Below are 11,904 nucleotides of genomic sequence, written 5' to 3' on the forward strand. Positions count from 1 at the left end.
CCGGAGTCCGCGTTGGAGTCCGCGCGGGGGCCATGTCTTGCTCCTGTCATTTTGCCGTCATCACCCTGTAACACGCGGTGCTTACCATGCGCAGCGTTGCAGTGTTCTCAATGTTATTCAATCCGGCATATCAAGGCAAAAAAATGAAGAAGAAATCCCCAGCGGCAGCGCGCGTTCAATCGGCCCATGGCGTGATGGCGGCATCGGCCGTCTTCGCGGCGCTGACCTTCCCGGTCCTGGCCATGGCGCAGAACGTCGCCGCCGCAGTGGCCGAGATGGCCGTTCCGGCCTCCGCCTCCGGCACGGCCGACGCGTCCGCCGCCGATGCCGCCATGGTCGCCGCCGCCGACGGCCCGGTCACCATCGTGGAAGTGGCGTCGCACAAAACCCGCTCCTCGGTCGCCATCACCAGGGCCGACATGCAGAAAATCCTGCCCGGCGTGAATCCGCTGAAGGCGCTGGAAACCCTGCCCGGCGTCAGCTTCCAGACCGCCGACCCTTGGGGCAACAACGAACAAAACCTGTCGATCTTCGTGCACGGCTTCAGCGGCCAGCAGCTCGGCTACACGATGGACGGCGTGCCGCTGGGCGACCAGCAATACGGCAACTACAACGGCCTGTCGCCGCAGCGCGCCGTCATCAGCGAAAACGTCAGCAGCGTGATCCTGTCGTCCGGCGCCGGCGACCTCGCCACCGCGTCGACCAGCAACCTGGGCGGCACCATCGAGACCTATTCGAGCGAGCCGGCCAAGCAATCGGGCGCCACGGTGCAGCAGACCGTCGGCAGCTACAAGACCTCGCGCACCTTCGCCCGCATCGACACCGGCGACTACGGCAACGGCAACAGCGCCTACCTGTCGGCCGTGCACCAGGAAGCGCGCGCCTGGGACTTCCAGGGCCGCCAGGGCGGCGACCAGGTCAACGCCAAATACGTGCACCAGAGCGACGCCGGCAAGCTCACGCTGTTCTTCGACTATTCGAAAAAGACCGAGCCGAACGAGGACGCCACCGTCCACGTCGCCAACGAAACGAGCGCGCCCTACACCCGCCCCTTCATCTATCCCGACTTCAACTATCTGCAACAGTATTTGAGCCCGACCGGCGCCACGCCGCCGGCCGACGGCAACAACTACCGCGACTATTACAGCGACGCCCAGCGCACCGATTACCTGACCTACGCCAAGTACGATATGAACCTGGGCGAGCACACCGTGTGGTCGAACCAGATTTATTATCACAACGATGACGGCGTCGGCGTCGTCGCCGGCCCGATCGGCGTGGCCGGTTTGCCGGCCCTGTTCAACGTCTACTTCCCCGGCCAGAACCTGAAACAAGTGTTCGGCAATTCCGGCCTGGCCACGCGCACCACCGAATACGTCATCAAGCGCGGCGGCTGGCAGTCCTCGCTGCGCACGGAAATCGGCGACCACCACATCGAAGGCGGCCTGTGGTTCGAGCAGAATAATTCGAACGCCTTCCGCCGCTGGTATGCCTTCGACGTCAACCATCCGACCTCGCCGTACGACCGTCCGAGCAATCCGCTCATCACGCAATACGGCAGCACCATCGAAAACAAAGTGGTGCAGTTGCACTTGCAGGACGAGTGGCAGTTGCGCCCCGACCTGGCCTTGCAGGCCGGCTTCAAATCGAGCCTGCAATTCGCCGACGGCGAGTTCCCGGTGCAGCCGGCGCGCGGCGCCATCGCCAACGGTTCGCTGGCGCTGCCGGTGGGCGTGATCGACACCAAGAAATGGTTCTTGCCGCAGGCCGGCGCGCGCTGGGACATCACCTCGCACGACCAGATGTTCGCCAACGTGCAAAAGAATATGCGCCAGTTCCCGACCTACGGCGGCGGCGGCACCTCGCCGTGGAGCCTGGCCAGCCAGCAGGCCTTCGACTTGTTCAAGGCCACCGTCAAGCCGGAAACCTCGGTCACGTATGAGCTGGGCCTGCGCAGCAGCCATGAAGTGAACTGGGGCGTCGTCAGCGCCGTCGACAGTCAGATCGAGCTCTACCACGTCGACTTCCGCGACCGCCTGCTGTCGATCAGCCCGACCGCCGTCATCACCTCCATCATCGGCGGCAATCCGGTGCTGGCCAACGTCGGCAGCGTCAAGACCGACGGTATCGACCTGTCCGGCACGCTGCACTTCGGCCGCATGTTCTCGTTCTACGACGCGCTGTCCTACAACCGCTCGCAGTACCAGGACAACTACACCAGCGGCACCACGCTGGTGCAGACGGCCGGCAAGGAAGAGCCGGGCAGCCCGCAGCGCATGAACAAGTTCGTCGCCACGGCCACCGTCGCCGACACCGAGTTCCAGCTGATCGGCGACTACGTCGGCAAGCGCTACGCGACCTACACCGACGACTTGAGCGTGTCGAGCTACTTCCTGATGAGCCTGGGCGTGTCCGGCAAGCTGCCGTTCCTGAACGGCAGCATGGTCAAGAACGCGCGCTACCGCCTCAACGTCAGCAACCTGGCGCAGCGCACCGGTTCGCTCAACGTCGTCGTCGGCGCCGCCTCGGGCACGTACAATACGTATCCGATCGCCCCGCGCCAGGGCTTCCTCACTTTCATGGCAGACTTCTGATGACACAGCTGATCTTGCCGGGCCGCTTGTCGCGGCGCGGCTTCATCCAATCGGCGGCGCTGGCCGCCGGCGCCGCGCTGATCGTGCCGGGGGCCGCGTTCGGCGCCGGCGCGCCGGCCGGCGCCGCCGGCGCGGTCAGGCCGACGCTGCTCGGCCACCGCGGTTGCAGCGCCCAGCGTCCCGAGCACACGCTGGCGTCCTTCGGCAAGGCCATCGCCGACGGCGCCGACTATGTCGAACCGGACCTGGTCTGCACCAAGGACGGCGTGCTGGTGGCGCGCCACGAAGCGAATTTGACGGAGACCACCGACGTCGCCAGCCGTCCCGAATTTGCCGGCCGCCGCGTCACCAAGACCATCGACTACGAGACCAAGTCGGGCTGGTACATCGACGACTTCACGCTGGCCGAACTGAAAACGCTGCGCGCTGTCGAACGCATCCCGAAAGTGCGTCCGGCCAGCGCCCGCTACGACGGCATGTTCCAGGTCGCGACGTGGGAAGAGATCATCGACTTCGTCGCCGCCGAGGCGGCCACCCACGGCCGCATCGTCGGCCTGGTGCCGGAGCTGAAGCACTCGACCTACTTCGCCAGCGTCGGCCTGCCGCTGGAAGACCGCTTCCTGGCGGTGACCGGCTCGCATGAATACACGCGCAGCAATCCGGTCGAGATCCAGTCGTTTGAAACGGCCAACCTGAAGTATCTGCGCAACAAGCTGGGCCACCGCGCCAACCTGCGATTGATGCAGCTGGTGGTGAACGAGCCGGTGCGGCCGAGCGACGTGGTGGCGGCCGGCGGCAAGCTGACCTTCGCCGACATGTGCAAGCCGGAAGGCCTGCGCGACATCGCCACCTACGCCGACGTGGTCGCGCCGCCGCACCGCGTGGTGATCCCGGTCGACAAGGACGGCAAGCTGATGGCGCCGTCCGCGCTGGTAGGCGACGCGCACCAGGCCGGCCTGCGCGTGGAAACGTGGACCTTCCGGCCCGAGAACCAGTTCCTGGCCGCCGACTTCCGCAACGACGCCGGCCCGAACGTGCGCAACGAAGCCGGTTCTATCGCGGAAATGAAGCGCTACATCGCCGCCGGCCTCGACGGCTTCTTCACCGACGATCCGGGACTGGGACGGCAAGCCATCGGTTCCTGATGCGCCAGGCGTGCCCGTAAAAAATCCGGCCTCAAGACTATTGAGGCCGGATTTTTTTTTTGCGCGCCGCCATGATAAAAGTTTCTTCACACAGCGGTCAAATCGAGCTTCCCGACCGCTTCGGGTCGACATGCTGGCGCGCGATCCAGAGATCGTAGTTGTCCTGCATGGCCAGCCAGCTTTCGGGCGTACGGCCGACAGCCCTGGACAAACGCAGCGCCATTTCGGGCGTCACGCGTCCGGTCCCTTTGAGCAAGCGGTTCAGCGTGGATGCCCCGACATCCAGTGCCGCCGCCAGCTCACGGGCGCTGATGGTATTCGACTCGAGATAAATATCGATGATGAATTCGCCGGGATGAGGTGGATTGTGCATGGCCATCAGTGATAGTCCTCGTAGTCCAAAATGTAGGCGTCACCATCGCGAAACTCAAACGTCACACGCCAGTTGCCACTGACGGATATCGCCCAGCGATTCCGCATGGGCCCCTTCAGCGCATGAAGCCGGAACCCCGGCATATCCACATCGACGATGTCAAGCGCGGTGTCCAGCACGGCGAGCTGCATGCGTAGCCGCTTCGCATGGCCGGGCTGGATGCCGCCGACACGCCCAGTATCGAACAACATCCGCAAACCTTTATGCCGGAATGATTTAATCATAGTCCATCGTAGCGTGTAACGCAGGTCGCCACAATTCATCCGTGCGCCACGCCAGAGCTATGTCAATACCGCTTAGTCGCCGATATCAGTGCGGCGAACCAGGCTTTCATCTATCGTCTCCGGGTGGGTATGCAGCGGCGCTCAAATGCATTCGGCGCCGTGCTTGCGGGCCGGCAGCCAGCAGGCCATGCGCGTGGCGCGGTGGCCGTTGCGCCAGAATTCGAGCGAGATCGGCACGAAGCCGAGCGAACAATAAAACGGCAGCGCGTTCGACGTCGCGTTCAGTTCCACCGTTTCGACGGCGGGGAATTCCGCTTCGATATGGGCGCGCGCCTTGGCCCACAAGGCTTGCGCGATGCCCTGCCGCAGCCGCGACGGGTCGACGAACAACAGGCCGACCAGATTCGGTTCCGGCATCAGCACCAGGCCTATCATCGTGCCGTCGGCGGCGAAGGCGCCGCCGGCATAGGCGGCGCTGGCGAGCTTGGCGCCGATGCCCTCGGGCGCGGTGCGTTGCAAAAAGTCTTGCTGGGCGTCCGGCAGCCAGTCGTTCGAGGCCAGGCGCTGGAAGCTGGCGTGGACCACGGCCGATGCGGCGGCGGCGGCGTCCGCGGTCAGGGGACGGATGGTGAATTTCATGGAGCACTCAACTTTATAGGAGATGATCGATGCGCAGGCGCCGTCGTCGAGAGCGGCGTGCAATGCGCACAATATTACCGCATAGTCGGGCGACCGGCGCGGGCGACCGGCATGGGCGACCGGCATGGGCGTCGTCATGCGCTCGCGGCACGTGCCGGTGCGTCTCCCGCGTGCGGGCGGACAGCCACTCGATGAAGCGCGGACGGAACGGAACGGAAAGTTTATTGCGCGGCGGCGGGCGCCGGCGGCGATGGTGTGGCGGGCGCGCGCGGCACGCTCTGCCCCTTGGCGACGATCTGGATGAAGATTTCGTTTTGCTTAATCATGCTCAGCTCGTAGCGCGCCCGTTCTTCGACGGCGCCGGTGCCGTCCTTCAGGTCGCGCACTTCGGAGTCGAGCTTGGCGTTGCGGGCCAGCAGTTCGGCGGTTTTCTTGTGGGCCGACGCCACTTGCGCCTCGAAATCGCCCACGCGCAGCCAGCCGCCCTTCCCCAGCCAGAGCGGGTACTGGATCAGCAGCAGCAGAAAAATCAGTCCGAGGGTAATCAGGCGCATGGCAAAGACGGATGATACGAAGGATGCGCGGCGGCCGGATCGATGCCGGCCGCCGCGACGTTACAGCACAATTACAACACGATCACTTCAGATTGTAGAACGCGTCGCGGCCCGGGTAGCTGGCGATGTCGCCCAGGTCTTCCTCGATGCGCAGCAACTGGTTGTACTTGGCCATGCGGTCCGAGCGCGACAGCGAGCCGGTCTTGATTTGCAGCGCGTTCATGCCGACGGCGATGTCGGCGATGGTCGAATCCTCGGTCTCGCCGGAACGGTGCGAGATGACGGCCGTGTAGCCGGCGCGCTTGGCCATTTCGATGGCGGCGAAGGTTTCGGTCAGGGTGCCGATCTGGTTGATTTTAATCAGGATCGAATTGGCGATGCCCTTCTGGATGCCCTCTTTCAGGATCTTGGTGTTGGTGACGTACAGGTCGTCGCCGACCAGCTGGATTTTCTTGCCCAGTTCCTTGGTCAAGATGGCCCAGCCGTCCCAGTCGCCTTCGGCCATCGCGTCTTCGATCGAGATGATAGGGTACTTGTCGCACCAGGTCGCCAGCAGGTTGGTGAACTCGGTGGCGGTCAGGCTCAGGCCTTCGGCGCCCAGCTCGTACTTGCCGTCCTTGTAGAATTCGCTGGCGGCGCAATCGAGGCCCAGCGCGATCTGCGTGCCCGGCTCGTAGCCGGCTTCTTCGATGGCCTGGATGATCAGTTTGATCGCTTCTTCATGGTTGGCGACCGACGGGGCGAAGCCGCCTTCGTCGCCGACCGAGGTGGCCAGGCCGCGCTTGTGCAAAATCTTTTTCAGCGTGTGGAACACTTCGGCGCCGTAGCGGACCGCTTCCTTGAACGATGGCGCGCCGACCGGGATGATCATGAATTCCTGGATGTCCAGGTTGTTGTCGGCGTGGGCGCCGCCGTTGATGACGTTCATCATCGGCACCGGCATCTGCATGGCGCCGGAACCGCCGAAGTAGCGGTACAGCGGCAGGCCGGCTTCTTCGGCGGCGGCCTTGGCCACGGCCATGGACACGGCCAGCATGGCGTTGGCGCCCAGGCGGCCCTTGTTTTCGGTGCCGTCGAGGTCGATCAGCGTGCGGTCCAGGAAGGCTTGCTCATTGGCGTCCAAGCCCATGATGGCTTCCGAGATTTCGGTGTTGATGTTTTCGCAGGCTTGCAGCACGCCCTTGCCGAAGTAGCGCTTCGGGTCGCCGTCGCGCAGCTCGATGGCTTCGCGCGAACCGGTCGAGGCGCCCGACGGCACGGCCGCGCGGCCCATGACGCCGGACTCGAGCAGGACGTCGCATTCGACGGTGGGGTTGCCGCGCGAATCGAGGATTTCACGGCCGATGATGTCGACAATAGCACTCATAGTATTCTCCAAAGTTAGGCGTAAAGAATCGCACTGCGCGTCTGATGCGCGCTATGCGGATCAAGGGGAACTGGAACGGGCCGGCGACTGTCAAACTGTCGGGGCCCGTTCAGCTTTGCTGCAATGGTTGAAAATGGTGGAACGTATTGAAACTTAGTTGAAGCTCGCTTCGAGGAAGCCGGCTTTCTTGGTGATGCGGTCGAGCTCGATCAACGTCGACAGCAACTCTTTCATGCGACCGAGCGGCACGGCGTTGGGGCCGTCCGACAGCGCTTCGGCCGGGTTCGGATGGGTTTCCATGAAGACGCCGGCGACGCCGACGGCCACGGCCGCGCGCGCCAGCACCGGCACCATTTCGCGCATGCCGCCGGACGAGGTGCCGTTACCGCCTGGCAGCTGAACCGAGTGGGTGGCGTCGAACACGACCGGGCAGTTCGATTCGCGCATGATGGCCAGCGAGCGCATGTCGGACACCAGGTTGTTGTAGCCGAACGAGGCGCCGCGTTCGCACGCCATGAAGACGTCGTCCGGCAGGCCGGCGGCCTGGGCGGCGGCGCGCGCCTTGTCGATGACGTTCTTCATGTCGTGCGGGGCCAGGAACTGGCCCTTCTTGATGTTGACCGGCAGGCCGGACTGCGCGCAGGCGGTGATGAAGTCGGTCTGGCGGCACAGGAAGGCCGGCGTCTGCAAGACGTCGACGACGGCCGACACTTCGGCGATCTCTTCGATCGAGTGGACGTCGGTCAGCACCGGCACGCCCAGCTCGCGCTTGACGTCGCCGAGGATTTCCAGGCCCTTATCGCGGCCGGGGCCGCGGTAGGACGTGCCCGACGAGCGGTTGGCCTTGTCGAACGAGGACTTGTAGATGAAGGGGATGCCGAGGGCGGCCGTCATTTCCTTGAGCGCGCCGGCCGTGTCGAAGGCCATCTGGCGCGATTCGATCACACAGGTGCCGGCGATCAGGAAGAAAGGCTGATCGAGTCCGGCTTCAAAACCGCATAGTTTCATGCTGCGTCTCCTTGCAATGCTGCGTTGTCAACGGCGTGCAAGCCGGAGGCGGCCTTGTGCGCCAGCGCGGCCTTGATGTAGGACGTGAACAGCGGGTGGCCGTCGCGCGGGGTCGACTTGAACTCGGGATGGTATTGCACGCCCATATACCACGGGTGGGCGTTGTCGCCGGTGCGCGGCAACTCCATGATTTCGCACAGGTCCTCGGTCGGGGTGCGGGCCGCGACCACCAGGCCGGCCGCTTCCACGCGCGGCAGGTAGTGGTTGTTGGCTTCGTAACGGTGGCGGTGGCGCTCGGTGACCACGCTGCCGTAGATTTCCGAGGCCAGCGTGCCCGGCTTGACTTCGCAGGTCTGGGCGCCCAGGCGCATGGTGCCGCCCAGGTCGGAGTTCTCGTCGCGCTTTTCGACCTTGCCGTCCTGGCCCTGCCACTGGTCGATCAGGGCGACGACGGGCTGCGAGGTCTCCAGGTCGAACTCGGTGGAGTTGGCGGTGCTCAGGCCGGCCTTGTGGCGCGCGTATTCGATCAGCGCGACCTGCATGCCGAGGCAGATGCCGAGGTAGGGGATCTTGTTTTCGCGGGCGAACTGGGCCGCCATGATCTTGCCTTCGACGCCGCGCTTGCCGAAGCCGCCCGGCACGAGGATGGCGTCGAACTTGGCCAGCGCGGCGCAACCGATGGTCTCGATCTCTTCCGAGTCGATGTACTCGATGTTGACCTTGCTTTCGTTGTGGATGCCGGCGTGGCGCAGCGCTTCCGTCAACGATTTATAGGACTCGGTCAAGTCGACGTATTTGCCGACCATGCCGATCGACACTTCCGTCTTCGGATGCTCGAGCGTGTAGATCAGCTTGCTCCACACGGACAGGTCGGCCGGCGCCGGATTGATGTCCAGCGCCTCGCAGATGATGGCGTCCAGGCCCTGGTCGTGCAGCATCTGCGGCACTTTGTAGATGGTGTCGACATCCCACACGGAAATGACGGCGTGCTCTTCGATGTTCGAGAACAGCGAGATCTTGGCGCGCTCGTCGTCCGGGATGGGACGGTCGGCGCGGCACAGCAGCGCGTTCGGCATGATGCCGATTTCGCGCAGCTTTTGCACCGAATGCTGGGTCGGCTTGGTCTTCAGTTCGCCGGCCGAGGCGATGAAGGGCACCAGGGTCAGGTGGACGAAGGCGGTGTTCTTGCGGCCGGCGCGCAGGCTCAGCTGACGCGCCGCTTCCAGGAAGGGCAGCGATTCGATGTCGCCGACGGTGCCTCCGATTTCGCACAGGGCCACGTCGTAGCCTTCGGCGCCACGGCGGATGTAATCCTGGATTTCATTGGTGATGTGCGGGATCACCTGCACCGTCTTGCCCAGGTATTCGCCGCGGCGTTCCTTGCGGATCACCGATTCGTAGATCTGGCCGGTGGTGAAGTTGTTCACCTTGCGCATGCGGGTCGAGATGAAGCGCTCGTAGTGGCCGAGGTCGAGATCGGTCTCGGCGCCGTCGTCGGTGACGAACACTTCACCGTGCTGCATAGGGCTCATCGTGCCAGGGTCGACGTTGATGTACGGGTCGAGCTTGAGCATGGTGACTTTGAGGCCGCGCGATTCGAGGATCGCGGCGAGGGAGGCGGCGGCTATACCCTTACCCAGGGAAGACACGACGCCGCCAGTGACGAAGACAAATTTGGTCATTGCAGATGGTGCCGAACGGCACGTGCGGGAAATTGAAATTATACCTTAAACTGGTCAATTCTTCAGCATTGCGCTCGGAAAAAACCTGCAACGGCGGGCCGCCGCCGGCTTGACGGCGCGGAAAAATGGCCGGAATTTCAATCTACCTGTCCAGACAACTCCGTCATTCGGCAACTTTCCGCCGCCTGTGTGGTGTATCGAACAGAGTGCGCTATCGAAGGCGGCGACACTGCAATCTGTCAACCAACAGGAGATCACCATGAGCTACGAAGAACGCGACGCCTACGGCATGTATGTCGACAACGGCCACAAAGGTCCCGGCCCGGAACTGATGGGCGCGGACACGCTCATCGGCGACCACGTCCACAACCTGCAAAACGAGCACCTGGGCGAAATCAAGGAAATCATGCTCGACATGCGCACCGGCAAAATCGCCTACGCGGTGATGTCGCATGGCGGCATCTTCACCATGGGCGAAAAACTGTTCGCCGTGCCGTGGGAAGCGCTGACGCTGGACCTGGTCAACAAACGCTTCACGCTCAACATCGACAAGGAGCGCATCGAAAACGCACCCGGCTTCGACAGCGACCACTGGCCCAACATGGCCAACCAGACCTGGGCCACGCAAATCCACGACTATTACGGCAGCACGGCCAATCTGGGCGAGCTGCGTTAATTCGCTTCAGGCTACGGCCGCGCCGGGGCGCATCGGTATCCAGGCGACGCCCCCTTGCGCGACCCGAGGCCCGGCCGGAAGCCGAAATGTCTTTGAGCTTTTTACAGGGACAAAGCCCATCGCGGCATGCAATGGCGTGCCCGGCCTCAACTATCGCGTCGCTACCGATTGATGTCGACCGCAGACGCATCCATCAAGTGCCAGATGATGTCACTTTCCGGTAGCGCTAGCAGCCAGTCACGCTGCGGGTGCGGAAAACGCTTCCCGGCCGTCACCCATGCCTGGCGCCAGTATTGGTTGACGATGGCGCGCATGGGGTGGTCGTTGCGCACCCACGGCTGCCAGACGCCACTGACGGGACAGGCCGAGTCGGCGCGACTGCACAGCGGCGCGGCGTTCGATACGAACATCGCCGCCCCGTCGCGGGAGAGCGGAGCGACCGCGTCCGCATCCTTTGGCACCGTCAAAAAATGCTCCCACACTACGCCGCTCATGAAGCTGCCAAATTTTCCGCTCGCGTCGAGAAATTGATTGAATTGTTCGCCTTTCCCAAATAGGCCGGGAGGACTCGCCGCCAACGCGGCGGGAATGAATGGAGATTGGTTTAGCGCGGTGGGTCGCCAGTAACCCGCCCAAGGTGCGAAAAGTGCGTCCGTGGTGTGGCCGGTTCGCTGCAACGCATAGTCTGGGTGGATGAAATAGCGGTCGCGATTTGAAGCGGACGGGATGTCCTTGATTTTTTTAGGCGGAGTAATGCCCATCGCGGCATGTAATAGCGTGTCCCGGTCGCCGTTCCAAGGCGGGAGTGCCGCCGGCGGAAGTGGCACAACTTTGTCCAAATTGGGGAAGCGTGTACTCGGATCGAAACCGAGCGCGTCACCCAGCAATCCGTAGCGCTCACCCCGTGCTTTGTCGATGAAGGGCGCAAGCATAGTCGCCAAGTTAAAGGGATGATCGAACTCTATCTGCAGGGCATTGGCGCAGTCCTCACAACCGAAACGTACACCTTCATGTAACGTTCGAAGAGCGCGAGATTTTGTTTCTCGGTTGCGAGGGCCGATAATTGTACCGTCCGCCGACCTAGGGGATGCGTATAAGTAGTGTAGATTTAATGCCGCCGCACCATTTCCTTGACTAAGCGCACATTCGAGCATATTTGTCGCAATCGGTATATTAGCCCAATGACCCGGTCCACTATCCTCGCCGGCATTCATTTTATCTGCCAAATATGTCATCGCATCCGGGTTGCCCATCTCAGCGGCTTTTTGCCAGAATGCATACGCCCTCGTGGAATCGCGTTTGACGCCGGTACCGTTCATGTAATATGTTCCCATGCGGTCATAGGCGGCGGGAATGCCCAGCCGCATCGCCTGCTCAACCAACTGTACCGCATCTTCGGTGCCATGCGGCGGGTCGAAGCCTTGAAGGTAAAGGCTGGCTAAGTTAAGGTGAGCTCTAATAACTCGATTTTGACGGCGTAAAGCGGTGAGCAGGGCGCTTGCCCAATGTCGGCGGTTGTAACGGCCGATCCGGCGACGCGTGGGAAATGGCAAGGCAAGGAACAAACTGGGCGATCTGGGGGC

At 63.1% G+C, this 11,904-nt stretch carries 11 protein-coding genes; 3 read left to right on the top strand and 8 right to left on the bottom strand.

Annotated elements, in window-relative coordinates:
• Positions 1-143 precede the first annotated feature (143 nt).
• Positions 144-2,594, top strand: a complete 2,451-nt coding sequence (locus tag Q0S71_RS23115; protein WP_296001020.1) for a TonB-dependent receptor — start codon at positions 144-146, stop codon at positions 2,592-2,594.
• Positions 2,594-3,739 carry a glycerophosphodiester phosphodiesterase family protein gene (locus tag Q0S71_RS23120; protein ID WP_296001022.1) on the top strand — a complete coding sequence of 382 codons (1,146 nt, stop codon included), beginning with the start codon at positions 2,594-2,596 and terminating at the stop codon, positions 3,737-3,739. The genes Q0S71_RS23115 and Q0S71_RS23120 overlap by 1 nt, the downstream gene beginning before the upstream one ends.
• 97 nt (positions 3,740-3,836) lie before the next feature.
• On the opposite strand, the gene Q0S71_RS23125 is transcribed toward Q0S71_RS23120, so the two are convergent.
• The 7 genes from Q0S71_RS23125 to Q0S71_RS23155 all read right to left on the bottom strand — a co-directional run bounded on the left by Q0S71_RS23125 (position 3,837) and on the right by Q0S71_RS23155 (position 9,645).
• Positions 3,837-4,118 carry a HigA family addiction module antitoxin gene (locus tag Q0S71_RS23125; protein ID WP_296001025.1) on the bottom strand — a complete coding sequence of 94 codons (282 nt, stop codon included), beginning with the start codon at positions 4,116-4,118 and terminating at the stop codon, positions 3,837-3,839.
• Complete coding sequence (locus tag Q0S71_RS23130) at positions 4,118-4,396, bottom strand: type II toxin-antitoxin system RelE/ParE family toxin (protein ID WP_296001026.1); 279 nt, start codon at positions 4,394-4,396, stop codon at positions 4,118-4,120. The genes Q0S71_RS23125 and Q0S71_RS23130 overlap by 1 nt, the downstream gene beginning before the upstream one ends.
• Positions 4,397-4,537: 141 nt before the next feature.
• On the bottom strand, positions 4,538-5,035 hold the full coding sequence (locus tag Q0S71_RS23135) for a GNAT family N-acetyltransferase (RefSeq protein WP_296001028.1): 498 nt from the start codon (positions 5,033-5,035) through the stop codon (positions 4,538-4,540).
• A 221-nt stretch (positions 5,036-5,256) separates the two neighbouring features.
• On the bottom strand, positions 5,257-5,589 hold the full coding sequence (ftsB, locus tag Q0S71_RS23140) for a cell division protein FtsB (protein WP_296001030.1): 333 nt from the start codon (positions 5,587-5,589) through the stop codon (positions 5,257-5,259).
• Between the two features lie 82 nt (positions 5,590-5,671).
• Positions 5,672-6,955 (bottom strand): phosphopyruvate hydratase, encoded by a 1,284-nt coding sequence (eno, locus tag Q0S71_RS23145; RefSeq protein WP_296001033.1) that lies wholly within the window; start codon positions 6,953-6,955, stop codon positions 5,672-5,674.
• 153 nt (positions 6,956-7,108) lie between these two features.
• Entirely contained in the window at positions 7,109-7,963 is an 855-nt protein-coding gene (kdsA, locus tag Q0S71_RS23150) for a 3-deoxy-8-phosphooctulonate synthase (RefSeq protein ID WP_296001035.1), read from the bottom strand.
• Positions 7,960-9,645: a CTP synthase gene (locus Q0S71_RS23155; RefSeq protein WP_296001037.1), complete on the bottom strand. Its 1,686-nt coding sequence runs from the start codon at positions 9,643-9,645 to the stop codon at positions 7,960-7,962. Before Q0S71_RS23155 ends, kdsA begins: the two co-directional genes overlap by 4 nt.
• 259 nt (positions 9,646-9,904) lie before the next feature.
• On the opposite strand from Q0S71_RS23155, the gene Q0S71_RS23160 reads away from it, so the two are divergent.
• On the top strand, positions 9,905-10,321 hold the full coding sequence (locus Q0S71_RS23160; RefSeq protein ID WP_296001039.1) for a PRC-barrel domain-containing protein: 417 nt from the start codon (positions 9,905-9,907) through the stop codon (positions 10,319-10,321).
• 161 nt (positions 10,322-10,482) lie between these two features.
• On the opposite strand, the gene Q0S71_RS23165 is transcribed toward Q0S71_RS23160, so the two are convergent.
• The coding region (locus Q0S71_RS23165) for a tetratricopeptide repeat protein (RefSeq protein WP_296001041.1) at positions 10,483-11,904 on the bottom strand (1,422 nt) is incomplete at its 5' end.

Source organism: Rugamonas sp., from assembly GCF_025354735.1.
Taxonomy (GTDB): domain Bacteria; phylum Pseudomonadota; class Gammaproteobacteria; order Burkholderiales; family Burkholderiaceae_D; genus Rugamonas.

What these genes read in the sequence shown, in the direction of transcription:
- Q0S71_RS23115 (WP_296001020.1), top strand. Translation starts at nt 144, where the DNA reads ATGAAGAAGAAATCCCCAGCGGCAGCGCGCGTTCAATCGGCCCATGGC.
- Q0S71_RS23120 (WP_296001022.1), top strand. Translation starts at nt 2,594, where the DNA reads ATGACACAGCTGATCTTGCCGGGCCGCTTGTCGCGGCGCGGCTTCATC.
- Q0S71_RS23125 (WP_296001025.1), bottom strand. Translation starts at nt 4,118, where the DNA reads ATGGCCATGCACAATCCACCTCATCCCGGCGAATTCATCATCGATATT.
- Q0S71_RS23130 (WP_296001026.1), bottom strand. Translation starts at nt 4,396, where the DNA reads ATGATTAAATCATTCCGGCATAAAGGTTTGCGGATGTTGTTCGATACT.
- Q0S71_RS23135 (WP_296001028.1), bottom strand. Translation starts at nt 5,035, where the DNA reads ATGAAATTCACCATCCGTCCCCTGACCGCGGACGCCGCCGCCGCCGCA.
- ftsB (WP_296001030.1), bottom strand. Translation starts at nt 5,589, where the DNA reads ATGCGCCTGATTACCCTCGGACTGATTTTTCTGCTGCTGCTGATCCAG.
- eno (WP_296001033.1), bottom strand. Translation starts at nt 6,955, where the DNA reads ATGAGTGCTATTGTCGACATCATCGGCCGTGAAATCCTCGATTCGCGC.
- kdsA (WP_296001035.1), bottom strand. Translation starts at nt 7,963, where the DNA reads ATGAAACTATGCGGTTTTGAAGCCGGACTCGATCAGCCTTTCTTCCTG.
- Q0S71_RS23155 (WP_296001037.1), bottom strand. Translation starts at nt 9,645, where the DNA reads ATGACCAAATTTGTCTTCGTCACTGGCGGCGTCGTGTCTTCCCTGGGT.
- Q0S71_RS23160 (WP_296001039.1), top strand. Translation starts at nt 9,905, where the DNA reads ATGAGCTACGAAGAACGCGACGCCTACGGCATGTATGTCGACAACGGC.